This window comes from Tateyamaria sp. LSS28, assembly GCF_059611725.1.
This window is the reverse complement of record NZ_JCAPFI010000004.1, coordinates 370695-397031: the sequence shown is the minus strand read 5'-3', so window position 1 is coordinate 397031 and position 26337 is coordinate 370695. Positions and strand designations below refer to the sequence as shown.

General features: G+C 59.0%; 22 protein-coding genes. 10 read left to right on the top strand and 12 right to left on the bottom strand.

Annotated elements, in window-relative coordinates; translation table 11 throughout:
- Positions 1-9: 9 nt before the first annotated feature.
- A complete protein-coding gene (locus tag AC53L6_RS14435; protein WP_299743176.1) occupies positions 10-801 on the bottom strand; it encodes a MipA/OmpV family protein in 792 nt (263 codons plus the stop codon).
- 246 nt (positions 802-1047) lie between these two features.
- On the opposite strand from AC53L6_RS14435, the gene AC53L6_RS14430 reads away from it, so the two are divergent.
- Entirely contained in the window at positions 1048-1896 is an 849-nt protein-coding gene (locus tag AC53L6_RS14430) for a LytTR family DNA-binding domain-containing protein (protein WP_496908341.1), read from the top strand.
- Positions 1897-2002: 106 nt separating this feature from the next.
- Here the strand turns inward: AC53L6_RS14430 and AC53L6_RS14425 are convergent, their stop codons facing one another.
- Positions 2003-2899 (bottom strand): LysR family transcriptional regulator, encoded by an 897-nt coding sequence (locus AC53L6_RS14425; RefSeq protein WP_496908340.1) that lies wholly within the window; start codon positions 2897-2899, stop codon positions 2003-2005.
- A 204-nt stretch (positions 2900-3103) separates the two neighbouring features.
- Between AC53L6_RS14425 and AC53L6_RS14420 the strand changes: the two genes are divergently transcribed.
- Together AC53L6_RS14420 and AC53L6_RS14415 are read left to right on the top strand one after the other, a co-directional pair.
- Positions 3104-4075 carry a zinc-dependent alcohol dehydrogenase family protein gene (locus AC53L6_RS14420; RefSeq protein WP_496908339.1) on the top strand — a complete coding sequence of 324 codons (972 nt, stop codon included), beginning with the start codon at positions 3104-3106 and terminating at the stop codon, positions 4073-4075.
- A gap of 85 nt (positions 4076-4160) precedes the next feature.
- A complete protein-coding gene (locus AC53L6_RS14415; protein ID WP_496908338.1) occupies positions 4161-4706 on the top strand; it encodes a dihydrofolate reductase family protein in 546 nt (181 codons plus the stop codon).
- A 197-nt stretch (positions 4707-4903) separates the two neighbouring features.
- Here the strand turns inward: AC53L6_RS14415 and AC53L6_RS14410 are convergent, their stop codons facing one another.
- The 5 genes from AC53L6_RS14410 to AC53L6_RS14390 all read right to left on the bottom strand — a co-directional run bounded on the left by AC53L6_RS14410 (position 4904) and on the right by AC53L6_RS14390 (position 8748).
- Positions 4904-5104: a hypothetical protein gene (locus tag AC53L6_RS14410; RefSeq protein WP_496908337.1), complete on the bottom strand. Its 201-nt coding sequence runs from the start codon at positions 5102-5104 to the stop codon at positions 4904-4906.
- Between the two features lie 75 nt (positions 5105-5179).
- Entirely contained in the window at positions 5180-5995 is an 816-nt protein-coding gene (gene blaOXA, locus AC53L6_RS14405) for a class D beta-lactamase (RefSeq protein WP_496908336.1), read from the bottom strand.
- 81 nt (positions 5996-6076) lie between these two features.
- Positions 6077-6604: a DUF4440 domain-containing protein gene (locus AC53L6_RS14400; RefSeq protein WP_472728610.1), complete on the bottom strand. Its 528-nt coding sequence runs from the start codon at positions 6602-6604 to the stop codon at positions 6077-6079.
- Positions 6605-6791: 187 nt separating this feature from the next.
- Positions 6792-7811 (bottom strand): polysaccharide deacetylase family protein, encoded by a 1020-nt coding sequence (locus tag AC53L6_RS14395; protein WP_496908335.1) that lies wholly within the window; start codon positions 7809-7811, stop codon positions 6792-6794.
- A gap of 247 nt (positions 7812-8058) precedes the next feature.
- Complete coding sequence (locus tag AC53L6_RS14390; protein ID WP_299202317.1) at positions 8059-8748, bottom strand: GntR family transcriptional regulator; 690 nt, start codon at positions 8746-8748, stop codon at positions 8059-8061.
- A 161-nt stretch (positions 8749-8909) separates the two neighbouring features.
- On the opposite strand from AC53L6_RS14390, the gene AC53L6_RS14385 reads away from it, so the two are divergent.
- Both AC53L6_RS14385 and AC53L6_RS14380 read left to right on the top strand, forming a co-directional pair.
- Positions 8910-9314, top strand: a complete 405-nt coding sequence (locus AC53L6_RS14385; protein WP_299202314.1) for a YbaK/EbsC family protein — start codon at positions 8910-8912, stop codon at positions 9312-9314.
- Positions 9315-9612: 298 nt separating this feature from the next.
- Positions 9613-10239 (top strand): LytTR family DNA-binding domain-containing protein, encoded by a 627-nt coding sequence (locus AC53L6_RS14380; protein ID WP_496908334.1) that lies wholly within the window; start codon positions 9613-9615, stop codon positions 10237-10239.
- 171 nt (positions 10240-10410) lie between these two features.
- Here the strand turns inward: AC53L6_RS14380 and AC53L6_RS14375 are convergent, their stop codons facing one another.
- The 5 genes from AC53L6_RS14375 to AC53L6_RS14355 form a co-directional block, all read right to left on the bottom strand.
- Positions 10411-10893 carry a P-loop NTPase family protein gene (locus AC53L6_RS14375; protein WP_496908333.1) on the bottom strand — a complete coding sequence of 161 codons (483 nt, stop codon included), beginning with the start codon at positions 10891-10893 and terminating at the stop codon, positions 10411-10413.
- Between the two features lie 92 nt (positions 10894-10985).
- Positions 10986-12167, bottom strand: a complete 1182-nt coding sequence (locus tag AC53L6_RS14370; protein ID WP_496908332.1) for an HlyD family type I secretion periplasmic adaptor subunit — start codon at positions 12165-12167, stop codon at positions 10986-10988.
- A complete protein-coding gene (locus AC53L6_RS14365) occupies positions 12164-14398 on the bottom strand; it encodes an ATP-binding cassette domain-containing protein (protein WP_496908331.1) in 2235 nt (744 codons plus the stop codon). The genes AC53L6_RS14370 and AC53L6_RS14365 overlap by 4 nt, the downstream gene beginning before the upstream one ends.
- A complete protein-coding gene (locus AC53L6_RS14360) occupies positions 14395-15732 on the bottom strand; it encodes a TolC family protein (RefSeq protein WP_496908330.1) in 1338 nt (445 codons plus the stop codon). Before AC53L6_RS14360 ends, AC53L6_RS14365 begins: the two co-directional genes overlap by 4 nt.
- 144 nt (positions 15733-15876) lie before the next feature.
- Complete coding sequence (locus AC53L6_RS14355) at positions 15877-19047, bottom strand: Ig-like domain-containing protein (RefSeq protein WP_496908329.1); 3171 nt, start codon at positions 19045-19047, stop codon at positions 15877-15879.
- A 221-nt stretch (positions 19048-19268) separates the two neighbouring features.
- Between AC53L6_RS14355 and AC53L6_RS14350 the strand changes: the two genes are divergently transcribed.
- From AC53L6_RS14350 to AC53L6_RS14330, 5 genes are all read left to right on the top strand, one after another.
- Complete coding sequence (locus AC53L6_RS14350; RefSeq protein ID WP_496908328.1) at positions 19269-20369, top strand: glycerate kinase type-2 family protein; 1101 nt, start codon at positions 19269-19271, stop codon at positions 20367-20369.
- A gap of 309 nt (positions 20370-20678) precedes the next feature.
- Entirely contained in the window at positions 20679-22631 is a 1953-nt protein-coding gene (locus AC53L6_RS14345) for a CocE/NonD family hydrolase (protein WP_496908327.1), read from the top strand.
- 137 nt (positions 22632-22768) lie between these two features.
- Positions 22769-24361 carry an ABC transporter substrate-binding protein gene (locus tag AC53L6_RS14340; protein WP_496908326.1) on the top strand — a complete coding sequence of 531 codons (1593 nt, stop codon included), beginning with the start codon at positions 22769-22771 and terminating at the stop codon, positions 24359-24361.
- Between the two features lie 105 nt (positions 24362-24466).
- The gene (locus AC53L6_RS14335) at positions 24467-25423 is read left to right on the top strand and encodes an ABC transporter permease (protein WP_299598925.1); all 957 of its coding nucleotides are present in this window, start codon (positions 24467-24469) and stop codon (positions 25421-25423) included.
- 93 nt (positions 25424-25516) lie between these two features.
- Positions 25517-26335: an ABC transporter permease gene (locus tag AC53L6_RS14330; RefSeq protein ID WP_496908325.1), complete on the top strand. Its 819-nt coding sequence runs from the start codon at positions 25517-25519 to the stop codon at positions 26333-26335.
- Positions 26336-26337 lie beyond the last annotated feature (2 nt).

The window sequence follows — 26337 nt, the reverse complement described above, 5'->3', positions numbered from 1 at the left end:
AACCAGTGATCAAAAGCGAAAGAAAACGCCGGTAGAGATCCCTGTCTGAGCGTTGTCGAAGGAAATCGGGCTGTCCTTTGCGTCGCCCAGCAGTTGAGAGTGCTCCACACTGACAAAAAGCCCGGTTCGGGATGTCAGGCTATAGGAGGCTTGCAGTTCAATCCCGACGCGCTCGAAACCAGACCCGGCATCATAGGCGGTAAATGAGGATGCCGCAGCCTCTTGCCCGCTGACACCATAAAATGCGCTGGCATAGGATGCATCGGACCAAACCAGAAACGGTTTGGCCGAGAGCTGCAATCGCTCCCCAACTGTCCGGCCAAACTCTGCTCCAACGATGGCGCGGGTTCCTTCATGTCCGTCGCTGCTGATCCCATGGTTGATTTCCAGTTCAACAGCAGCAACACCCACTTGGAATTCCATGTGCGCCGATATGAAGGCGCCAGCTTCCACATCCCGCAGACCTGTCAAGCGAGCGTCGTCCTCTGCCAATCGTTCGTTGAAATCGTAGCCAACGGAAAAGCCAAGCGACAAATTCTGTGGCCCCGAATTCCTGAGCGCATAGAACCCAAGCCCACGTTCGTTCAGAAAGTAGCGGTCACGCCAGGTCAGATCAATGATCGGAATGATGCTCGTCTCGTCTTCGTCCGATCCAGAAAACTCCGGTGCCGAGCTTAACCCGATACCGATCACACCTGACAGGTCACGTCCAGTTTCATCTGCAAAAACCTGCTGCCCGTACAGTGCTGCCAACACCAGCGCGCTGTAAAACGGCAGCGAAATTTTGTAAGGTCCCGACATGGGAGCATCCTCTTCTTAGTGTTTGATTTGTCTTGCGATACGTCCAAACAATTGGCGCGCGCTCAAACAGCGAAAGATGGAGGGGCTTGAGAACAACAAGTTCTCGAAGTCGGCCGAAAAATGCGTCAGCGGTCGGCAGCCATTCACGAACGGTCGTTTTGTTACCGTTCGCGAATTTGCCATTCTAGCTTGCGTGGCGACTCCGTACGTTGGGCGAATTGAACCGCCAGATGAGAACCAAGTGCGATGCAAAACAGCGACAACCAAATTGATAGGGACGTACGCCAGCTTTCAGCAGTGTTGCTGACGCTTTTCGGCTCGCAAGACACCTCGTGGCGGCAGCTCACCAAATACTGCGTGGCGTTTTCAGCCATTGGTGGGCTTGTGATTACAAGCCTTGATCCTCTTGTAACCGCGCAATTTCCGCTTTGGCTGTCGGCGGTGCATTGGTTCACCCATCTTTTTGTGGCTGCTTGCTTGCTTGCAGGTACGACGGCGCTCGGCGTTCTGTTGGGTGCAAAGATGCCATGGCCACTGATCCTTGCTGTTTGCATTTTGCCATTTCTACTCGTGCCGTTTTCCTTGGCTGCCGAAGCTCTGCTTGAAGGTGTGCGCTTTACTGGTATCACGGCAGCTGGTGCTGGTCGCCTCTACCTGTCGGAACTCGTGGCTTTGGCTCCGCCGTCTCTGGGACTCTCCGCCCTGGTCGCAATATTTGCCTATCGCGCAGCGGACATTGCTGAGCGATACCGGAAAGTCATGAGATCCCGACATCTTCCCGAGCCCACATTGCGCAGCGTCTTGCCCTCTGTTCCCCACCAACTGGGTGATGACATCATGCAGGCCGAAGCCCAGGATCACTATGTCACCATCACAACCACCCAAGGAACTGCGACACTGAAACTGGCCTTTGCTGATTGCGTGAACGCACTCAGTACCTTCCGAGGGATACAATGCCATCGGTCGCATTGGGTCAGGTTCAAGCACATCAGAAAAGTTCGTCGCTCTGGCAGCGCTTATGTCTGCACCCTCGACGATGGCACCGAAATCCCGGTCAGTAGGCGCCGCTACGGAAATCTAAAGAAGATGCTATAGAGGGAACCACTCTTTACAAAGGATGAGTGACCGTGGATCAAGGATCACTCCGGCGCCCGGTATCAAACAACAAGGCGTTTGCGGCGGACATCCGACAAACACCCTTTCAAAACTTGTGATCTGCTACAAACGCCCTGAAACTTGTCACTTTCAGATCGGATTTGCGGTTGTAAGGAATGCACATATGGAGGGCGTTGGAGGCAAATGCCGCGTCTGGGAACAGCTCAACAAGTCTGCCCGAATGAATGTCCTCATCCACGAGTTGATTGGGAAGTTGAGCGATACCTTCTCCGGCCAGGGCGGCGCCGTGAATTTCTGCAACGTCCGTCGAGATGAAATTCCCGTTGAAGTTCTGAAAAACGGCTTCGCTTTCCATCATGTGTCGCCACTGAAAGATCGAGTGATCAGATGGAAACCGGAAGTTGAGGCAGTTGTGATCTGCCAATGATGCGATCGTGGCAGGTACTCCAAACATCTCGATGTATTCAGGTGACGCCACGGTTCGAAAATATATATCCATCAGTTTTATCGCGATCATGTCCAGATGCTTGATCCGTCCGGTGCGAAAATACAGATCAACCTCGCCTGTTGTGACGTCCGGCGCGCTGTCATTCAAACGCAGATCAACGCTCATCTTGGGATATGCGCGCAGGTACTTGCGCACCATTTCGGCCAGATAAAGCCGCCCGAACAGGATCGTCGACTCGATAGACAACACGCCAGACGGTTCCGCGCGATACTGCGAGACCGCGCTTTCGGCGCTTTCGATCTGGTCAAGTGCGGACTTGACGCCCTGCACATACGTCTCGCCCGCTTCGGTCAACGACATGTTGCGCGCGTTTCTATTCAAGAGCTTTACACCCAAGGCGCTTTCCAGAGCGGCGATATTCTTGCTGGCCCCACTTCGCGTGATGTTCAGCGCTCGTGCCCCGTTGGCGATGCTACCACCTTCGACAGCAGCAATCAGGGTACGCGCAAGATACACTTTCGTTTTCAGCGCCATTTCCAGCCCCTTTGTCAACCAAATCGACACCTTTGAGTGAACAACCCGCGTCTTCTTTGTCAACGTTCGCCGATCTACTTTTCTGCAGCAGCAAAGTGAGAAGGGAACCTTGCCATGCGGTAATACGCACTTGAGCCGGTCGGCAGCATCAAAAACCTGAAGATGCGGCATGGGGACTTCCCAGCTCCCAAAAACGAAACTGATGTGATCATTAAGATCGAAGCCGCAGCTTTGAACTACAAAGATCTTGTCTTAGCGCGCGGTGTGCTGCCGCTCGACAACGGCGGTGCCGAGCATGTGCCGCTGTCCGATGGCGCCGGGCGTATCGTTGCAAAAGGCTCTGGCGCAATCGGACTGGAGATTGGTGAACGGGTTGTAGCAGCGTTCTTTCCAGATTGGCGCGATGGAGACCCAAATGGCGATGAGAGATCGCTTGGGCACCAACGCCCCGGCATGCTGAGTGAATTTGTCAGGCTGCCCGCGCATGCTGTTGTCAGAATCCCGTCAACTCTCAACTTCGCCGAGGCAGCATCGTTCCCATGCGCGGGGGCAACCGCCTGGAATGCGTTGGTTGAAAATGCAGCATTGCAGCAGGGCGATACTGTATTGACCATGGGCACCGGTGGCGTTTCGATGTTTGCGTTGCAAATCGCGAAAGCCATGGGTGCCACCGTTGTATCGTTGACCGGCAGCAAGATGAAGGAAACCTTTCTGAAAGAAACCGGAGCGGATCACGTCATCAACTACAGACAGGTCAAAGACTGGGACCGTGCAGTGCTCGAACTAACGGGAGGGGTGGGTGTGGATGTCGTTGTCGAAGTCGGTGGCGCTCCGACGTTTCAACGGTCCCTAAACGCAGTTGCCTTCGGGGGGCGTATCTCGGCAGTCGGGGTTCTTGCCGGCGTCGAAGGTGCGGTAGATCCGACAAGCATCATCTTCAAATCCGTCACGTTGAACGGCATTTATGTTGGAAGCGCGCGCATGCTCAGAGACATAATGGCCTTTTTCGACAGCAATGGCTTACACCCCGTTCTGGACGAGCAACGATTTGATTTCGAGGACGCGCGAGCCGCATTTTCGCGGCTCGACGCTCAACAGCATATCGGCAAGGTTGTCATTGACGTTGCTGGTTCAAACACGGCCAAAAAAAGAAACCATTGCAAAACACCCAACTGAAGTTTGAGCCGAACCGGGAAGCCTGAGGAAGCAAAGCTCACGAAAATAGTCGAGACCCAATCACATGATCAAGGAGCATGATCTCATGACGACCGGACACATAATGATGGCGATGACCCTAGACGGCTTTGTGGCTCGCAAAGACCATTCACTCGACTGGTTGATGAAGCAGAAAACTGACGGAGAAGATCACGGCTTTGCAGAGTTTCAGAGAAGTGTCGACGTCATTGTCATGGGCAGCGGTTCGTTCAGAACCGTTCTGGATTTTGAGCAGTGGCCATACGAAAAACGGGTCATCGTGCTCAGCAAAACACTTGATCAGCAGGATATTCCCACGCCACTAGTAGAAAAGGTCGAGATCAGTAGCCTTGCGCCCCAAGCACTTATGAGCACCTTGTCCGCGCGGAATGTCAAACGTGCCTACGTCGATGGCGGCGCCGTGATCCAATCCTTTCTCAAGGCGGGGCTCATTTGCGACATGAAGATTACGATCGTCCCAATCTTGATTGGCGAAGGGATCCGAATTTTCGGCGACCTCCTGCACGATATCGATTTGACTCTCGAGGGTTCAAAGCAATTTCAGTCCGGTTTGGTGGATCTGACCTACAGCATACAAGAGCGCGGAACATGACGGATAGCGCTTGAGCGCTTCAATCGGCTACACGGTCGAGATCAAAGAGCTGATTGTTACAGTTCAATCGAAGCCTGCAATGATCGTGCCGCGGACAAAACAGGACGTTCGACCTTGGTCAATCTTAAATGCGTGGCGTGCGGTTTGACGAAACAGCAACGTCGACCGCAGTGAATGCGGTTCACATCGCGAGATGGTTATTCTCCCTCGTCCGTTGACCGCCTTTGCTTCCAAACTCCGAAACGATTGCCGATGACCACCCCCAACCCGAGGCCGAGCGCGATCCACGTGCTGGCGTCGCCGAAAGCAGCGCCGCCGAGGATGCCGAAACACGCCCCGAAGGCAACTCCGAGGCGTGTGTAGTAGGATATCTCTTTCCTTGGGCCGGAACTGTCCATCGTGCATTTCCTTAGCTGGCCTGAGCAGTTTACTTGAGCCGAACGCCGGGCCTGATGATAAGAGCCATGCCCGCATCAATTTGTTTTTTCCTGATCAAGTGCATCAAGATCCTGCAAAATCGCCCGTGTGATGCCCTTGCGCTTGAAAGCGTCGTCGCCCCCCTGGGGCATTTCAATGTTGAGCGCGAAGAACACCGCCCCTCTGGGCGTTTCAACCCAACCGACCCACCAGCCGAGGTTCCCACTCGATCGTACACCCCAACCTGTTTTGGCGCGCAGGACCCAGTTCAAACCAGCCTCATTGATCATCAGAGCCTTAACAAGACGCTGATCAGCCACCGAAAACGGCAGTTCGTTGTGGTAAAGACTGCGCAGGAATGCCACCTGCTCCAAGGCCGAGATACGCAGCGTGTCATCGATCCAGAATTCATCCACCTTGCTGCCGATGGTTGCATTGCCATACGCCGCGCGCTGTAGGTAGTTGCGCTCCTGTTCTGCTCCGATGTCTCTGGCAAATTCCTGATATAGCCACAGGGCGGAATGCCGCATCGCAGACCTCAGATCTTGATCGGCATTCCACGCGTCATACCACCGCTCTATGCCATCCCAGGGAAAAGTCTGAAACTCATCCTCGATGACACCGGCATCCAGAGCAAAGAGCGTATGGGCGATCTTAAAGGTCGACGCCGGTAAGAATTGCTGCTTCGCGCGGTCTGCATTGTGAACAAAGACAGCTCCTTCCTCCCGCTCGTCAATGACGGCAATGGTTCCGGTGACACCTGCATCCGAAAAGAAGGCTGCCCAATCGTCGCGTTCTTCTATCACCTCTAACGCAGCAGCGCTGGCAGCCTGGCAGACCAGAATGACCATGGCCAATACCTGTAATCGCATATCAATCTCTCCTTTTTCTGACATAGTTAATTCGTTGGGTCGCTGTGACGGTATCTTGCGAGGACGACGGCTATCCTGATGTCATCGTGCATCCATGATGGCGGTATGAACGATCTGCCAACCCTGCCTGTCGAGGTTGAGTACGAGGTGAATATGCGTGCGACGCAGATCTTCGCCCGGATTGCGCGATGCGCCGCGCCTGCTATCGGCATAGAGATGCAAGACCGCTGCGTATTCGCCGAGATAGCGGATGGAAATGGGTTTCAGCGCCTGCATCTCGGTTTGGGAAACCTCTGACCCGAAGGTTGGGAAGAGACTGTCGCGCAGGAAATTCATGAGAGGCGCGCGTCCCTGAAAAATGCGCGCATAAGCGTTGATCCACTCAGTATCGGAGGCATGCAGCCTGGTGAGCGCATCGATATCCTGACCGGCCCAAGCGGTCCTGAACGCCGCAAGGAACTGGACGATACTGTCCGCATGGGCCTGATCCGACACCGCACCATATGTCCGAAACGGCGGGACCTCACGCCGATCCTGTGCAAGCGATGTATCTTGACCGACAAACGGGATGGCGCAGGCAATAGCTGCAGCGAGGGCGATGGGTTTCATGTTAAGCAGGCTCCTCTTGCCCCTGTGAGGGTGCGCGCAAAGGCACTGATCCGTGAGGCAAAATCTATCGATGCTGGCGACTAACCCGCCCAATGCGAGTTGCGAAAGCCCGAGGGGCGCCAGATGTCATCTCATGTCGCGAACGGTCACCGCGGGCGGGGCGGTACGCGTTCTTTGGTGCGGTGACCTAATCGCTCCCGGGGCTGTCTGGCTTGGGTAGAAGTCCGTGATCTTCAAACAGCGCCCGCAAATAGCTTTCGTCTTCGGTGACATTAATCAGTTCTTTGGGCTGAACCCCGGCCGCATGGGCCAAAGCAGCCACCCGCCCCTGGTTGTGGAACAGCGTGTCGGGCTGCTGATTTGCAATGTCGTCCTCGTAAGCGTCGTCCACGGAAATGATGGTCCAACCCAATTCCCTTAGGCGGATCACGAGGTCATCGACAAAAAGCGCTGCCAGATCGTTTTCATGTAGGAGAAGAATGTGCCGTGGCGATCGACCCAGAGCGCGCTTTGCGACAGCATCGTAGAACTCGACGGCATCAACAAGGACATCCACGTAGAGCTGTCCCAGAGCCGCGTGATCCAGCGGGTGCCCTGCGCTGACCGCCTCGTCGACTAAGGCCTGCAGATACCAGTCATAGTTATCAACGGTCACATAGGCATTCCGTAGCCCCCTGTCCGCAAGCCCGTCGCGCACCGCAGCGTGTTTTTCCGTCGTGTCACCTTCGCGCAGATAGGGAAAGCGGAACAGGTCAATAGAACCACCGAACTCCGACAGCACCTCCGCGGCCAGGTCGACATCCGCCAGGAATGCGTCGGCCTCCGTCCTGTTGAGGGACGGATGTGTGTGCGTGTGATTGGCTAGCACATGACCCGCCGCTTGATAGGCTGTGATACGTTCTGATCCGCCGTCGGTCTCAGCAATTTGCCCCGTCAGAACGAAAAACCCCGCTCCTTCGACACCCGCTCTCTCCAGCGCCTGGATGAGCATGACGGTTCTTGTACGCCCGTCCAGCAACTGGCCGTCGCCCCGTGGTGCATCATCAAAGCTCAGCGCAATCTCGCGTTGAGGTAGAGGCGTCTCAGCTGCATCTTGTGACAAGAGCGGCTGCGGTGTGGTGCTGAATACGACCAGCGCGGCGGCGATCGGGCGGATACCAAACGACGGGCTGGCGAAATATCTTCGAAATGCGATCAACAATGACACGGCTCCATTTTGGGCGATGTGTCTCGGGACGCAGGCGTCCATGTTTTTCGCACATGGACGACTGGCGGCCGGAGACGCGAGGTATAATGACGCAAGCTATCGCTAGAGGACGCGCAGAGAGAACATCAAAGGCGTGAAATGTCTGTAATTGTCGTGACATGCCCGGCACGGGATGGGCAGTTTGTCGCCGGGCCGTTGGCGACCACCCCATCTTCCGGACAAACTGTTGCGACGCGCCCTTCGAGAATCAGGATGGGCAGATGTCATCGCCCCCGTCATGGATGACCGCCCGCGCGTCTTGCATCCGAGCCAGTAGCGAGTTTTTCGCGTCGTTGATGTGCTGTTCCAACAGCGAACAGGCTTGATCTGCATTGCGCGCAAAACATGCCTGCAGGAGCTCGCGATGCTCGTCATGGGACCGCGCCACGTAATCCAATGTCGTCACGGCATACGACAAGTAACGCTCGTTGAGATCACTAAGGCCGGCAAGATGCGCCAGCAGCCGGGGCCGGTTGCATGGCGCAACAAGACTGGCGTGAAATGCCTTGTTCAGGTCCGAAAATGTCTCGACCGAGGCCGTCTCCGCTTTGGCTTGAATTCTCTCTGCCACCTCAAGGTGCCGGTTCGTAAGGTTGGGAATGGCGTGCCGCAGTGCCAAAGGTTCGGCGAGCGCCCGCATCTCCGAAATCTCCGCAAAATCATCTGCGTTCAGTAGGGTGACCTCCGCGCCCTTGTTCGTGGGTACAGAGACAAGGCCCTGCCGTTCCAGCAGACGCAGGCTGTCCCGGATCGGCGTTCTGCTTGTTTCAAATCTCTTGGCCAGGTCTTCCTGTCTAAGGACCGTACCGGGCGCCAACTCGCCACGGACAATGCTTTGCCTGAGTTCCTCTGCGATCTGGAGCGTGCGCGCTCCATTGCGTGTGCTTGTTTTGGCCATGATCCGCTCACTAAGTCATTTCGCAGCCTTGCACGAGGGATAAAATGTCTTCAATAAATATTTTTGTATACAAAAATTAAAATAGGATTCTTATGTCAAAAAGTATCAAACGCGTTCACGATGCCGCCCACTCCCTCGGTCTCGATCTGACTGTGCGACGAATGGCAGAGACAACACGAAGTGCTGCGGATGCAGCTCTGGCTTGTGACTGCGAAGTCGGACAGATCGTAAAGTCGCTGGTCTTCGAGGGGACACAAAGCTCAGCACTCAAGTTGGTCCTTGTCAGTGGTTGCCATGATCTCGATCTGAACCGATCCACCGCAGACTTCGGCGAACCGCTCAAGCGGGCAGATCCAAAGCGAGTGCGGTCCGAGACCGGGTTTGCCATTGGCGGAGTTGCACCGATTGGGCATCTGTGTGCGTTGGACACTTGGATGGACAGTGCGCTCCTAAAGTACAACGAAGTATGGGCGGCGGCCGGAGCACCAAACGCTGTCTTTCGTGTCGATCCAAAGAGCCTCGCGCGCCTGCCGGGTGTCAGGCTTTTTACCAACAACACGCGTTAACGCATAAGCCGCGCCAACGCGCGGAACATATTACACGCTGTTCCCGCTCGAAAGGATGGACGATTTGGGCCGACATACTCACTTGTCAGAGCAACCAGTCGGCGACGTGCACTATGCCGATCATCCGGACCTTCGGGAGATCCCTCGCTCGCGTGCAGCTGCGCGAAACTGTGTAGTGCTGTGCAGTGTGATGGCGTTGTCGCTTGCGCTTTTGTTCTCGGCGGCAGGTGCCTATGACACCGGTGAGCTTGGCCTCGATCATCGCCTGATCCTATGGACGACAATCAAGGTGCTTGTCGTGGCACAGGCGATCCTGTTCAGAGCTCTCATTTTATGGGCCATGTCGGATGGATGGATTTCCCAGACACTGGCTGCACTCGGTTCGATGCTGGCGACAAACGTTGTTGCCGGATTTGAAATTCATGGCATGAAGGTTATCGGTCTGCTGCCAAAAGACCCTGATCCCATGCTGGAATTCATCGTTTTTCTTTCTCCAGCGGTGCTGCCATTGGCTGGTGTGACGGTCTTGATCTGGATCTTGTTCGATCAGAGGCGTGACAACGCCGAAAGACTTGGCAATGAACGGCAAGTCGAGGCTCATATCAGCATAGACAAGAATTTGGGTGCATCAGCCACGTCGGACTGGCCAAAATCGGGGGTGATGGCTGTCAGGGCTTACGATCATTATCTGGAGTTCAGATTGGAAGAGGGGTGCTGTCTTGTCAGAGGGCGGATGAAAGACGCCGTTGCTCTCCTGGCGCACACGTCCGGCCTGCAGGTTCATCGGTCATGGTGGGTTTCGCCAGAGGCAGTTGTGCACATCAAGACGAGAGGACGCGACAAGGTAATAGTTCTGTCAGATGGCGAACAAGTTCCAATTGCCAGGTCTCGTTTGTCCGTGCTGCGTGAAAACGGTTGGATCTGATATGATCGCTAGACAACAACCTCGCATGTTTGCTCGGGCCTGGATTGCAAGACGTTCTGGGCGTGTTGAGGGCCGATCTGCGTTGATTGGATGCGGCCCGCAAATCGCATTCATCGACCAGTTCGCGCCGCAGCTTGTACAAAAGCGGGACGAAGTTAGCTTTCGCTGCAGCTACGCCAATGTCGATTGTTCGGCAGCAAGCTTGCTAAGAAAAGCTTTGCTGTCATTGCTGGACCTAAGTTCAACACAGTTTGCGATGTCTTTTGCAGATCGTAGGATCGCCTGATCCTTATCCCCAAAGACTTTGTCGTATCCAAATGTCCAAAAAAGCAGGGAAAACTTCGGACCATCTCGGCGCAAAACTCTTATGAAACGACGCCAGACTGGAGGGTTCAGCCTTATGATGAGGTGTGATCTCAACGCCCGTTCTTCATATGTACGTGTGTTGCCACCCTCAATGATCCACCGCTCTTTAGAGATCTGTGCGCGGACCAGTGCATCTATTGTCGTTTCCGGTCTCAAATTGCCGTCGCAATCCCAGACTGCGTCATCAACAGAGTAGACAGGCAGATCCAGTTGGCTGCTTATTCGCTTAGCTAACCAGGTTTTGCCTGAACCTGGCCCACCAATGATCATCACTCTGGAAACAGACATGATCGGTCATACAATACGAGAAAGCCTAGGTGACAGCAAACCTTCATGCGTCGCGCAGCATTCGCCACCTTGGGCTCGAAGCCCACCCGACCCTACGGTTCCCGGAACGCCTCGCGCGATTTGTAAAGCGGCTTCATCAGGTATTGCAGAATCGTCTTCGACCCCGTGTGCAACTCGACCTCGGCCTGCATGCCCGGACGGATGGACACAGATTTCTGCCGCTCCGTCAGCGCAGACATGTCCACACGCACTGTCACCTTGTAATGCGGATCACCATCCGGCTTGCGCTCGTCTTTGAACGTGTCGGCCGAGATCAGCTTCACCTCACCCTTGAGCGCACCATAGATCGTGTAATCATAGGCGCTCAGCTTCACGCTGGCCTCCTGCCCCGGACGCACCCCTGCAATATCCTTGGGCGACACCCGCGCCTCAACAAACAGTTCTTCATCCAGTGGAATGATCTGCAAAATTTCCTCGCCCGGACGCACGACACCACCAATGGTCGTCACGCTCAAATTGTTCACAATGCCCCGCATCGGGCTGACCAACACAGTCCTGTTCAATTGATCCTGAGCCGACTTGTAGGTTTGGCGCAATGTACCCAGCTCTTTCAACGTATCCGAATAAGTCTGCGCGCGTTCCAGTTCAGTCTGAGTGATGATCTCATCCAGTTTGATCCGAGCATCCGCATGGGCCTTGCGGGCGCGGGTCACTTCGATCAGGGCCACGATCTTGCGCTCCAGCAGGTCCTCCAGCAGCGCACGTTCCTTCGCGGCCTGATCCAACACTCGCTGCGCGCCCTCGCGGCGGCTCAGGAAATCGGTCTGCCGGGCATTCAGAAGCGAGCGTTCCGACGCAACAAGCCCCGGCATCTGCCGCTCCAGCCCGCCCGGAACGGCAAAGTCGAACTGCCCAGCCAATTCGGCCTCAAGGCGCAACTGCCGCACGGCCAGCGCCGTGATCTGATCCTGTAGATCGTCGGCCTGAGATTGAAACTGTGTCCCCTGCAACCGCGCCAACACATCGCCGCGCTCGACAACATCGCCCTCGGCCACAGCCAGTTCAGCCAGGATGCCCCCTTCGAGGTTCTGAATGATCTGCGGGCGCGAGGATGAAATCATCTCTCCCGAGCCGCGCACGATCTCATCCACCCAAGCAAAGGCCGCCCATAGTACAAACACCAGAACGGCGCCCGCGCTCAGCCACACCACCAGCGACGGGCCTTTCATGTCAGCCTCAAGCTGACCGCTCAGATTGGTGCCCGCGATGCTCATGCGATCTTGCCCTTCAACGGAACGGTCTTGCCGATATGGTTCAAAACGTCATCGCGCGGTCCATCCAGGGTCATACGCCCGTTCTGCAGGATCAGGGTGCGGTTCGTCAGCGACAGGATCGGCACACGGTGCGTGGCGATGATGGCCGTGCGACCGTTCATCCATGTCTCCAACCGACTGACCAGAGTGCTCTCAAGCATCTGATCCAGCGCAGCCGTGGGTTCGTCCAGCAGGCAGATGGCCGGGTCCTGCAACCACAGGCGCGCCCAACCAATGGACTGCCGCTGCCCAATGCTCAGGCCCTGCCCGCCATCAAGGATTTCCAGATCCAACCCCTTGTGGTGCGCCTTCACAAACTGCCCTAGCCCCGCAAAATCCAGTGCGGCATAGAGGCGATCATCGTCGCGCTCCAGCAAAGTCAGATTCAGGTTGTCGCGCAACGTGCCCGAGAACAGGCGCACATCCTGCCCCAGATAGCCGATCAACCGACGCAGGTCGCGCGGCTCGATCTGGGCCATGTCCGTGCCGTCGATCAGCACCCGGCCCTTGGTGGGCGCATAGACGCCCGACAAGATCTTCAAAAGCGATGACTTGCCCGCCCCGTTCGATCCCAGAACGGCCACACGCTGGCCCGGCATGACCTGCACGCCTGGAATATCCAGCGTCGGCGCGCCATCGTCTTCGTACTGAAACTGCACCTCGCGCAGTTCGAAATGGCCTTTCAGGCTGTCTCGGCGCAGATAGGTCCGGCTTTCATCCACATCCTGCGGCGCCTCGGCAATAGCATCCAACCCATCCAGCGCCGCCTTCACATTGCCCCAGCGGGCCATGGTCCCCGCCAATTGGGTCAGCGGCGCCAGCGTACGCGAGGTCAAAATACCCACGGCGATGATCGACCCGACGGTAAACTGCCCTGCGAAAACCAGATAGGTGCCCGCAATCACCGCAGCCACATAGGTCATCTGCTGCATGCCCTGTGACCAGAACGTCAGAACGGACGCCAGCCGCCGCTGCTCGGACGACTTCATGGCGCTTAGGGTCGTCAGCTCTTGCCACAGGCGCATCACGCGATCCTCGGCGCGCTGCGTCTTGACCGTATCCCGCTCAAAGATTGCCTCGTGCAGCAGGCGCGATGACTTGGCGGAGGCCCCTTGCGTCTCTTGCGTCAACCGCAGCATCCGCTTTTGCAGAAAGAACCCCGGTACAACCATCAAGATACCGCCAAGGATCAACACCCACACAACGGGACCCGCGATGGACGCCACAAGCAGCAGGAACACAAAGATGAATGGAATGTCGGCAATGGTGCCGATGGTCGACGCAGTAAAGAATTCGCGCACCGACCCGAACTCGCGCATGGCCGAAAAGGTCATCGAGGGTGACTGCCCCCGCACATCCGACCGCATGCCCATGACCCGCTGCATCAACAGCGTCAGTACTGACAGCTCGATCTGCCGCCCGGCCCCGTCCATCAGGCGCGCCCGCGCAATCTTGATGAACGCCTCAAGCAGCAGGGCCAGACATGCGCCCGCCGCCAGAACCCACAACGTCGCCTCGGACTGATGCGGGATCACACGGTCATAGACCTGCAACGAAAACAGCGCCACGGCGACAGCCAGCAGGTTGGCGACAAAGGACCCCAACGCAATCTCGGCCAGTGCTTTGCGAAAGCGCGGGAACTGACCCCAAAACCAATGGTTTGTCACCTTAAAGGTCTTGTGCACCTCAGCCACACGTTCCAGCGGTGCCTCAGCTCTAACCAGCAAACCCGCGAAAAACGGCGTGAATTCGGCCAGGGGGACGTGCGCCCGGTTGTCCGGGCAGGTCTTGTCGAAAATGATCAGGTCATCCCGATCCTGCCCAACGACAAGCACAACCTGACCACTGGTCATGTATGCCAGCGCAGGCCAGTGATCAGGCACAGGCGTCTTGACCGATTGGACCCGAGCACGCAATCCAGCCGCCTGCAAACAGGTTGCAATGGCGCTGGCCTCGACCTTGTCGCTGGCCCCCTCCCGCGATTGCAGCGACATCGTCTCCACCATGTCGGACCGGGCCGAGGACACGCCAAGCAACCCCGCATAGGCAACCGCCATATCCGCCCGCGCAGTCAGTCGGTCGGCCATCCGGTTGGTGTTGTCCGCGCGCGGTGCCTCCTTGACCGGGGCTGCCTTGATCTGCGCGCGATTTCCATTGGTGATGGTCAGGGTAAAGGGCCGCTTGTCGGTCAAATCTGCTCTCCGTCCGCAAGCACACCCTGCACGCGGGCCAGTTCGACCTGCAGCCGGATGGCTTCGTATTTCAGCAGCACTTCTGACACCTGACGCGCGGCAAAGGTTTCATAGACGCCCACCACGTCCATGACCTGCCGCTGCCCGGCCTGATATTGTTCCTGGAACAGGTCCAGGTTCGCCTTGGCCTGCGCGGTCAACCCGCGCGCCTCACCCGCTTGACGGGCGGTCGCAGCGACCTCTCCCTCAAGCCGTCGCAATGTGCGGTTGGCATCCTCATTCGCCTGCGCGACCTGTCGGCGAGCAGCTTCCTTGGCGGCCTCGATCGCCCGCAGGCGCGCGCCGGTGCCAAGGCCAAGCGACATGCCCCCCGCCGTGATCCCCGCCCCGCTGTTTTCGCCAACGGTGGCCTGCGCGTTGATGCCCGGCAATTGGCTGGCGCGATCAATCTGGGCTTGCGCGATGCTGCGCTCTTTCTCAGCTTCGGCGCGGGTGACGGACAGGGGTTGAGAGGCTGTGCCGCTGACGGTCAACGCCTCCAGCCCGCGCACATCATCAAGCGGCTGGATCGACATCGCGTTCAACTCTGCAATGGCCGTGTCCGCCGCTTCATCGCTGGCAGCGATAGCGGCCCGGATCTCAGCCAATTTCTGGCGGATCACGTTCAGGTCCGACATGTCGGACACGCCGCCCCGGACGCGCTCAGACATGATGTATTCGAAATGCTCCATCTCGCGCAGGGTCGCGCGGTGGACGGCTGCACTCTCGCGCGCTTCAACGGCGTCCAGATACAGACCAAGCCCCGTGGCCACCCGGGCGTTGGTGTTTTCGGCCAGCGCCACGGCCGCCACTTCGACATCGGCTTTGGCAAAGGCGCGTTCACCCTTCTTGCGACCATTGTCGAAAATCACCTGATCCACAACGATCTGCGTGATCACGTCACCCAAGGAGTTCAGCGATACGCGCGGTCCAATGGTCGGCAACCAGTTCTTCGATGCCGCCGACGCACGCAGGCGCGCAGCCCGCAGCTCTGTTTCAGCCGCCCGCGCATTGGCGGCCAAGACTGAAGTGGCAACTGTTTCATAGGCACTGCCCACAGGCAGCACGGACTGGCGCGCCAGCAAGCCCTGAATGACAGGGCTTTCGGTATTCAGTGTTTCATCATGTTTCGTGGGTGTCGCCCGCAACGCGGCCTGGGATACGGGCGCCGCAGTGTCAACCACGCCCGTGTTCAATCGGGAAACAAAGGGCACGTCGCCCATATCCTCTGTACACCCCGCAGTCAGCGAGACGGCGGCGAAAAACGCCGCAAACTTGATACCACCTTGCCCCATAGTCCTGTCCCGTTTCGGGTTATTATCGTTGGGTTGTGTGGGCGCGGTTACGGACCCCGGTCCGCGCCTCATATCATTCTGGAGTGTGCTCGATTGTTTTTTGTAGTTGCTCTTGCCCAGTGAAAATTTCGTTTTGTCAGTGTCCTAGACGACGCCCGTGTTGACTGCGATATCGTCGTCCAGAATAATCGTGCCTTCGGCCCCAAGGCTGTAGATGTCGTAGGCCTGACCATCCACGGTGGTCGATCCCGTGCGCGTGGCGCCGGCGATGGTCACCGTGTCGTCGCTGCCGCCATGAATGGTCAGCGTGTTGGTGCTGTCCGACAGCCTAAGCAGCTGCGCTTCGGTGATCGTCAGGTTGGCCTCTTCCGCGAATTGCAGCTCAACCGCTTCGATCTGGTAGTTGCCCAAATCCGGGTTGCCCAGATCGACGGTGGAATTGGCACTTTCATCGTCCAGCACCACGTAGGTGCCAACGGTGTTGCCCGCCGCATCCGCGCTGCTCACCACAAGGTGCGAACCATCTGGTACATCGGTCTGGAACTGGAAGTTCGTTTCGCCGAGCACATCAATATCGATCTGTGTTGCCGCCACATCCGTGATCGACCCGTCCGCGTTGACCTGCGCCACGGCCAGATCCCCATCGCTTTGCTCGGTCGAGATACCGCGGATACCATCCGCATCACGGGTAAAGCTGGCGATGACAGGACCATCGGGCGCTTCTGTGTCGATGCGGACCGTGTCGCTCAGGGTTTCTGTGTTGCCTACAGCGTCCGTCGCCATGACAGTGATCGCCGCGTCATATTCTCCGCTGGGAATGGCCGATGGCGGAATATCCAGCGACCAGTTTCCGGCCGCATCGACGGTTGCCGCCAGAACAGTGCCATTGAAATCGACCATGACGGTCGAGCCGGGCTCGACCTGTCCGCCAAGGTTGATGCCCTCGCGCGCCTCGGCCCCGCTGACCACATCGTCAGCGGTCACGTTGTCCTGGATATCAAGCTGGTTGACCAGCGTGTCGACCCGCACGGTGTCCGACACCGTGGCCACGTTGCCCGCAAGGTCGGTCGCGGTGACAGATACGCTTGTCGTGTATTCGCCCTCGGGAATTTGCGAGGCCGCGAAGGGCGCGTGCCAGTTGCCGTTGGCATCCACGATGGCCTGCACCGTCTGGCTGCCCAAGGTGACTGTCACAGTCGATCCGGGCTCTGTCGTTCCGTTGACAACAACCCCATCGGCCCGTTCAGCCCCGGAAATCACGTTGTCGCCTTCAATCACATCCGCCGCGACAGACAGGTTGTCGACACGTGTATCCACGTGCACCGTATCCGTCACCGTGGCCGTGTTTCCGGCTGCATCGGTTGTGGTTGCCGTGATCTGCGCATCGTAGGTGCCTTGTTGCACTTCGGTCGCGTTGAAGAACGCCTGCCAGACACCGTTGGTGCCTGCGACCGCCTGATGCGTGACACCGTGCAACGTCACGTTGACCAGCGCACCGGGATCAGCGGTGCCCGACAGGACCACCCCGTCGCGCGCCTCTGCGCCGTTTATGATGTCATCCCCTTCAACCGGACCGTCGAGCGTCAGAACACTTGCCTGCGTGTCGACATTCACCGATTGGGTCACACTGCTGGTGTTGCCCGCAGCGTCGGTGGCTGTTGCCACCATGTCTGTCGTGTAGGTCCCGGCCAGCACCTGCCCCGGCGCAAAACTTGCGGTCCATGTGCCATCCGCAGCAACCACGGCATTCGCAGTGACACCGCCCAGAGCTACGACAACAGTCGATCCCGGCTCGACGATGCCCGTGACCACCAGGCCCGACGCCGCCTCAGCCGCGTTGATTGTCCCGTCTCCGCCCGCGGTGGAGGTGTAGCCCAGCGCATTGACCAACGTATCGACAGTGACCGACCCGGTTGCCGTTGCACTGTTCCCAGCGGCATCCGTTGCCACAGCCGTCACGGCAACCTCAGTCTCACCCGCAGGGATTTCAGAGGCAACGAACACAGCCGACCAGTTGCCCGCAGCATCCACCGTTGCGCTGCGCGTCACGCTGCCAAAGGTCACTTCGACCGTCGATCCGGGCTGCGCCGTGCCGGTCAGCGTCACGCCATCCGAGGCTTCTGCCGCGTTGACAACACCGTCCGTCTCGACCGTCGCAGTCTCCATCGTTACCGAAGCAACAGTGTCAACGACCAGCGTATCGCTGACGGTCGTGCTGTTGCCAAAGGCATCCGTCGCCACGATGGCAACATCGGTTGAATATTCCCCGTCAGCAATCGTGCCGGGTTGCCACGTGGCCTCCCACGTGCCGTCCTGGGGCACGGTCACCGTGCGCGTGACACTCGCAACGGTGATGGCGACGGTTGCACCCGCTTCGCCGGTGCCTTCAAGTGTCACACCACCCGACAGCTCCGTGCCGTTTACGATATGACCGACCGAGTCGACCCCTTCGGTCACGGCCACCTCGGGCGGGGTTGTATCGATGACAAAAACCGGGCCGGCAATTGTGGTCGTCCCGCCACCCGCATGGGTAAAGAGCGCCGATGTCTCCACCGTTCCATCCGCCGGGAACGTGCCATCAGCAAACTCGACCGACCATGTGCCGTCATCGGCGATGGTAACAGTTTGAACCTGCCCACCAGCCGTCACCTGAACGGTGTCACCGGGTTCACCAGTGCCGGACACGGTAAAGCGGTGGGTTGATGTGTCGTCGCCACCCACATTCGTAGATGTGCCCACATTGTCTACAGTCGGGTCCGCCGGGGTGTCAGCTGGCGTACCAACACCGCCGCCGCCTCCACCACCACCGATGACGGCAGCACCGCCAATCACAGCGGCAGCCGCCGCAGCGCCACCCCCCAAAAGACCACCGCCAAGAAGGGTCGCGCCCAACATCGACACACTTTCTTCGTCAGCGACAGCGGCCTGAGCCACCTCCGTGCGGCCCAGATAGATCAGGTCGTCCGACGGGCTCCACTTGCCCCACTGTTCAGTTGGCCCGAACTGGGCAAACAGTTCACCGTCAGCGGTCTCGACAAACGCAACCTCGTTCAGGTAGCCATCGGCAGAGATGAACAGCCGGTTCGCATCGCCAGCATCATTGAAATAGTTTTCCAGAGTGATCTGGCGCCCATCAACAAGGGTGATGATCAGATCGTCGCCGCTGCGCTGCTGACCTGCCAGATCTACTTGCCGCAGGTTGAACGAAATCTCCTGCCCGCTTGCCAGTGAAACCGTTGTAGCGCCATCAATGGGCACGACTCCACGCTGCAATGCGCCCGCGCCATCGCGGACGACGAAATCAATCGCCTTCATCTCAGTACCACCACTCTCGCCCCAGACCGCTTTGGTGCAGTCCCTTCAGGTAACGCGCCGCCGACATTGTTTGCCGTGCTGACCACTTGTTCTGCAGGCAGTGATAAGCGAATCATGATTCTAGGGCTAGAGTCTTTTTTTCAACCGATCACAATTTCCAGCGTTTCCAGGTACATATTGTGTTGATTCGGACTCACTTACTGCCGCAACGAGGTCACCCCATGCCCAAGTCACCTGATCTTCTCAACCTCTGGTATACGGGTGTGAATGCCGTCGGGGGGGATGCCGCCGTCAGCCGAACAATTGCCGCCGGAGACGTGCAGGCACCTGATAGGATCATAGCTGTCGGCAAGGCCGCCGCCGCCATGGCGACCGCCGCGGCACGAACCTGGCCTGATACGCCTTGCCTGATCGTCACAAAATACGGCCACGCCGAAACAACACCGACCGGGGCGCAAGTGATCGAGGCCGCCCATCCGGTGCCGGATGCGGCCTCCGTAACGGCGGGACAGGCCCTGATCGATGCGGTTCAGTCCTGCAAACCCGGCAGTCATCTCCTCATGCTTGTTTCAGGCGGGGCGTCCTCATTGGCAGAGGTTCCGACAGGCGACATGACACTGGACGCACTCAAGGCCGAAACGCAGGCACTTCTGGCCTCCGGCGCGCCGATCGGAGACATGAACGCGCACCGCACGTCCCGGTCACAGATCAAGGGCGGCAAACTGCTGGCCCGCTTCAAAGGGGCACATGTCACAACGCTGGCGCTGTCGGATGTAGAGGGCGACAGCCTGGGCACCATCGGCTCCGGCATCGGGGACGCGCCATCCGATCCGGGCTTTACCTTCGCACCGCACATCATCGCCAGCAACGCCATCGCGCGGGAGGCGGTGGCAAAGGCCAGCCCGGTGACCGTGCTGACAAACAGCGAAACACTCTATGCCGATGTCACGGACCTCGCGCCGCGCCTCGGCCAGATGTTGCGAGATGCCGCACCCGGCCTGCATATTTTCGGTGGTGAGCCCGTCGTTCAACTGCCTGACAATCCGGGACAAGGCGGGCGCAACATGGCACTGGGTCTCGCGCTTGCCCGAGAGATCGCCGGGACCCAAGGGTTGCGCATCCTCGTGGCGGGCACAGATGGCACCGACGGCCCCACCGACGCGGCAGGTGCCCTGATCGACGGCACCACATGGGCAGACAGCGGCGCAGACGCACTTGCGCGCGCCGACGCCTATCCCTGGCTGAAAGACCGCGGCGGCCTTGTCATCACTGGCCCTACGGGCACGAATGTCATGGACCTGCTCATCGCATACAAGGCGTGATCCAAAGGCCGCTGCGCGACGACATATTTTCAGGGGGCGCTGCCCCCGGCCTATGGCCTCCCCCGAGGTATTTTGGGCCAGAAGAAGAAAGGGGAAGGCGCCCGGCCCTCCCCTCATGAAGAAAGGTAACCCCTTCTCCTGGCACGGCCATCGGCGCCTCCGCCTGTACCGTATGCGCTACATGACCTGTTCAGGTTAACAATCTCTTTCTTCTGGCCCAAAATACCTCGGGGGTGCGCGCGTGAGCGCGAGGGGGCTGGCCCCCTCTGCCGCTTGACAGTCTCGCATGGCGCGGCTCACCGTGCGTCCATGAAAAACGCACTCCGCGAGATCGAAGAGCAGCCTGATCTGGGCATCACCCTCGCCGATGGGACCCGCCTGTCCGCCCGGATGTGGCGCCCGGTTGACGCAGGTGACGATCCGGTCCCGGTGATCCTCGAATACCTGCCCTACCGCAAACGCGACGGGACCTGCGCCCGCGACGCGCTCACACATCCCTACTTCGCCCAGCGCGGCTATGCCTGTCTGCGCGTCGATATGCGAGGCAATGGCGACAGCCACGGGGTGATGGAAGATGAATATACGCAACAGGAGCTTGACGACGCGGTCGAGGTGATCAGGTGGGCGGCGGCCCAGCCGTGGTGCAATGGCAATGTTGGCATGATGGGGATCAGTTGGGGCGGCTTCAACAGCCTTCAGGTCGCAGCGATGGCGCCGGAGCCGCTGAAGGCCATCATCACGCTGTGTTCTACTGTCGACCGTTTTGCAGATGACATCCATTACAAGGGCGGCTGTCTGCTCAACGAAAACCTCGGCTGGGGCGCCACGATGTGGAGCTATTCGTCCCGCGCCCCCGACCCGGCCCTGCGGCCCGACTGGCGCGAGATGTGGCTGGAGCGGCTCGAAAACGAACCCTTCCTGCCCAGCACATGGCTACGTCACCAGACACGGGACGACTATTGGAAACACGGTTCGGTCTGCGAGAGCTACGACACGATCAAGGCCAAGGTGCTGGCCGTTGGCGGTTGGGGCGACGCTTACAAGAACGCCGTGCCGCAGATCGTGCAGAACCTGCCCGGCGCGAAGGGCATCATCGGTCCATGGGTGCACAAGTACCCACATTTCGCCGTCCCCGAACCGCGCATCGGCTTTCTGCAAGAGGCGCTGCGGTGGTGGGATCGCTGGCTGAAAGACGCGGACACCGGGGTCGAAGATGACCCGGACCTGCGCACTTACCTCATGGACGGCATTCGACCGGCCACTTGGTATACCAACCGGCGTGGACGATGGCTTGCAGATCCGCAAACTGAAACACAGCATTGGTACATGACCGACACCGGCCTCGGCCCGGAGCAAGGCACAATCCAGCGCGAGATCGCATCGCCCCAAGACACCGGCGCTGACGCTGGGGAATACTGCGCCATCTGGCTGGGCCCGGAATTGCCCGGAGATCAGAGGCGCGACGACGCGCTGAGCGCAAGCTTTGACAGCGCGCCGCTGGGTGCAGAACTCGTAATTACAGGTGCCCCGGTCATTCGCCTGAACCTGAGTGCTGACAAGCCCGTCGCACATATCGCCGTGCGGCTGAACCACATACATCCCGACGGCGCCTCTACGCGCATCACTTATGGCCTTCTCAACCTCGCGGACCACCTGGGCAGAGCATTGGCGCCCGGACAGCGGGAAGCGGTTTACCTTCATCTGGATCACATTGCGTATTCTGTACCGGCAGGCCACCGCATGCGCGTTTCTGTGTCCACGGCCTATTGGCCCCTGATTTGGCCTGCGCCCGAAGCGGCCACCGTCACGCTGCACGCGGGTTCACTGTCGATTGACGCATTGACTGACGCTGACACCTGCCACTTCGAACCACCGGACGCTGCAGCACCTTGGCAAACCGAAGAACTTCGCCTCGAAGCTCACACCCGCCGTCAGGAAACCGACATGGTCACAGGCGTCACCTCCCTGATCATCGAAGACGACTTCGGCAAGGTTCGCGATCTGGACCACGGCCTGATCCACGGCTCTATCGCCCGCGAACGGTGGGACATCCATCCCGATGATCCCTTGTCTGCAAGGGGTAATTGCCACTGGACGGACGAAATCGAACGCGATGATATTCGCCTGCGCACCGAGGCGCGGTGTGCAATGTGGTCCGACGCCACCCACTTCCACCTCAACGCAAAACTGGACGCGTTCGAGAACGATATACGTGTTTACCAACGCGAGATAACCGACAAGGTTCCGCGGCGGAACCTATAGGCGCCGCATGCCGCCGACACTCACAATGCTGAAAACATTCCCGGATTACCCCTTGCGGGGTGTCATCAAATAGGTACGCTAACGGCGTAAACAAGAAACGCGCCGCCAAGGCGCAGGGGACCAACCGGGAGAAATCGATGTCAAATGAACTGGAACACCTGTCAGCCAAGGTGGCGGCAGGCAAGATGACGCGACGTGAATTCATGGCGCGCGCCGCAGCCCTTGGCGTTACGGCGGCCGTTGCATCCTCGATGCTCGCCACCGAAGCCAAGGCCGCACCGGTCGCGGGCGGCACATTCAAGATGGGTATTCAGGGTGGTGAATCCACCAACAGCCAGGACCCGGCCACGTGGGCCTCCGATGTCCCGCTTGCTGGCGGTTTCCTGTGGGGTGAACCCCTGGTCGAACTGGTCGCCGACGGCAGCCTCAAGGGGCTGGTCGCCGAAAGCTGGGAAGGTTCGGACGACGCCACAGTCTGGCGGTTCAAGATCCGCAGCGGCGTCGCCTTCTCGAACGGCGCGGCGGTCACCGCCGACGACGTGCTCAAGACAATGGAACGACACTCGAACGAGGAATCGAAATCGGGCGCACTTGGCATCGTGCAGGGCATCGAAAGCATGCGCACCGACGGCGACGTGTTCGAAGTGACGCTGGGCGTCGGCAACGCCGACCTGCCCTACCTCATGGCGGACTATCACCTGATCATCCAACCCGGCGGCGGCTTTGACGACCCGGCAGCAGCCATCGGCACAGGCCCCTACACGCTGGAAACGGATGAGCCCGGCGTGCGCATGACCTTCGCCCGCAAAGCGGACTACTGGGGCGGCGACCAGACGCAAGTGGCCCACTACGATGCAGTTGAAATCATCGTGCTGAACGATGCCACCGCGCGCACGGCAGCCCTGCAATCGGGTCAGGTCGACGCCATCAACCGCGTGGAACCCAAGATCGCCAAGCTGCTGGACCGTGCCCCGACCGTCAACGTACTGTCGACCCAAGGACGCGGCCACTACGTCTTCATCATGCACGTGGACACCGCGCCGTTCGACGAAAACGAACTGCGGCTGGCCCTGAAACACGCGCTCAACCGCGAGGAAATGGTCGAAAAGATCCTGCAAGGCTATGGATCCGTCGGAAACGACATGCCGATCAATGCGGCTTATCCCTTCTTTGACGAAACGATCCCGCAGCGCAGCTTTGATCTGGAAAAAGCGGCAGAGCACTACAAGAAGTCCGGCCACGATGGGTCGCCCATCATCCTGCGCACCGCCGATGGCGCCTTTCCCGGCGCGGTCGATGCCGCAGCCCTCTTCCAGCAGTCCTGCCAGGCGGCAGGCATCCCGCTGGAAATCAAGCGCGAGCCCAATGACGGCTACTGGTCCGAGGTCTGGAACGTGCAACCATTCTGCTGCTCCTACTGGGGTGGTCGCCCCGTGCAGGACCAGATGTACACCACGGCCTACCTGTCCACGGCAGACTGGAACGACACACGCTGGAAGCGCCCTGAATTCGACGCCATGCTCCTGGAAGCCCGCGCCGAGATCGACGAAGGCAAGCGGAAAGAGATCTATTCCAAGATGGGTCGCATGATGAACGAAGAGGGCGGCGTGATGGTGCCCATGTTCAACGACTTTGTGGATGCGGTCTCCGCATCAGTCCAGGGATGGGAACCGAACCCGAACGGCCCGCAGATGTACTGGAAAACCGGCAAGTACACCTGGAAAGCCTAAGCCCACATCACACCGCGCCCGCACACAACCGGGCGCGGTTTTTCAATTCACGGCCCTACGCACGCCCTTAGCCGGGCGGCATCGGTCCCATCAGGACCCGACCATATGCACCCCATTCTAAAACTTGTCGCAGAGCGCCTCGCCCTTGGTGTGTTGTTGCTGTTCGCGGCCTCTGCCCTGATCTTCGGCCTGACCGAGATCCTGCCCGGCGACGCGGCACAGGCCATTCTGGGCCAATCCGCCACGCCCGAAAGCCTCGCCAACCTGCGCGAGGAAATGGGGCTGAACCGCCCCGCCGTCACCCGTTACGTCGAATGGCTGGGCGGCATCGTCACCGGGGATATGGGTGTGGCGCTGACCAACAAACTGCCCATCGGTGAACAGATCGCGCGCCGCATGTCCTCCACCCTCTTCCTTGCCTTCTGGGCAGCCATCATCTCAGTCCCGCTGGCCATCCTGCTGGGCCTGATCGCCGTACGCTTCCAGAACCGCTGGCCGGACAAGCTGATCTCGGGCATCACGCTCGCCTCGATCTCGCTGCCCGAATTCATGATCGCCTACATCCTCGTGTTCTTCTTCGCGGTGAAACTCTTCTGGGCGCCCTCATTCGCCTCGGTATCACCGGGCATGCCGCTGCTGGATCAGTTGCACGCCATCTCTCTGCCCGTCGCGGTGCTCACGATGGTGGTTCTGGCGCACATGATGCGCATGACACGCGCAGCCATCCTGAACGTGATGCAATCTGCCTATATCGAAACGGCTGAACTGAAGGGCCTGACCACGTTCAAGGTCATCTACCGCCACGCTTTCCCCAACGCCATCGCCCCCATCGTCAACGTGGTGATGATCAATCTCGCCTACCTCGTGGTGGGTGTCGTCGTGGTCGAAGTGGTCTTTGCCTATCCCGGCATGGGCCAATACCTTGTGGACGCGGTGGTCAAACGGGACGTACCGGTCGTGCTGGCCTGCGGCGTCATATTCGCCGCCGTCTACATCATCCTGAACATTGTCGCTGACGTGGTGAGTATTCTCGCCAACCCGCGTTTGAGGCACCCAAAATGAGTTTTTCACCGAGAAAACTCATTTCGTGCGACCAAGCGTCTTTGCAATGCAAAGGCGCGGGGAGGCACCCGGTCGCTATTCTGGGAACATAACATGCTAAAAAACATCCCCCTCTCCGCCGCCATCGGCCTTCTGATCACCGGCACCTACTTCCTCGCAGCCCTCTTCGCGCCGCTCATCGTCCCCTACGGCATGGCCGAAACCGTGGGTGACGTGTGGGAGCCCTCCTCCGCCGCCCACTGGCTTGGTACCGACCAGATCGGACGCGACCTGCTCACGCGCATGATATTCGGCGGCCAAACGACGATCTTCATCGCCACCGCCGCCACGATCCTCAGCTTCACGACCGGCTCGGTCCTGGGCTTCCTCGCTGCTGTTTCGGGCGGATGGGTCGATCAGGTCATGTCCCGCCTCGTCGACCTCTTCATGTCGATCCCGTCCCTGATCCTCGCGCTGGTCATCCTGTCGAGTATCGAGGCCACGGTGCTCACCCTGATCGTCATCATGGGCCTTCTGGACTCCACACGAGTCTACCGCCTCGCCCGCGCGGTGGCCGTAGACATCAGCGTCATGGACTACGTGGAAGCTGCCCGGCTCAGGGGCGAAAAACTCGGCTGGATCATCTTCCGCGAGATCTTACCCAACGCCCTGTCGCCGCTGGTGGCCGAAATGGGCCTGCGCTTCATCTTCATGGTGCTCTTCATCTCCACCCTGTCCTTCCTGGGCATCGGCGTGCAGCCTCCGCTCGCGGACTGGGGCGGCATCGTGAAAGAAAACAAGGAAGGGATCAATTTCGGCATCGGCGCCGCGCTCTACCCGGCGGTGGCCATCGCCACGCTTGCCATCAGCGTGAACCTCATTGCCGACTGGATCCTGAACCGCACCACCTCACTCAAAGGGGGCCGCGGATGACC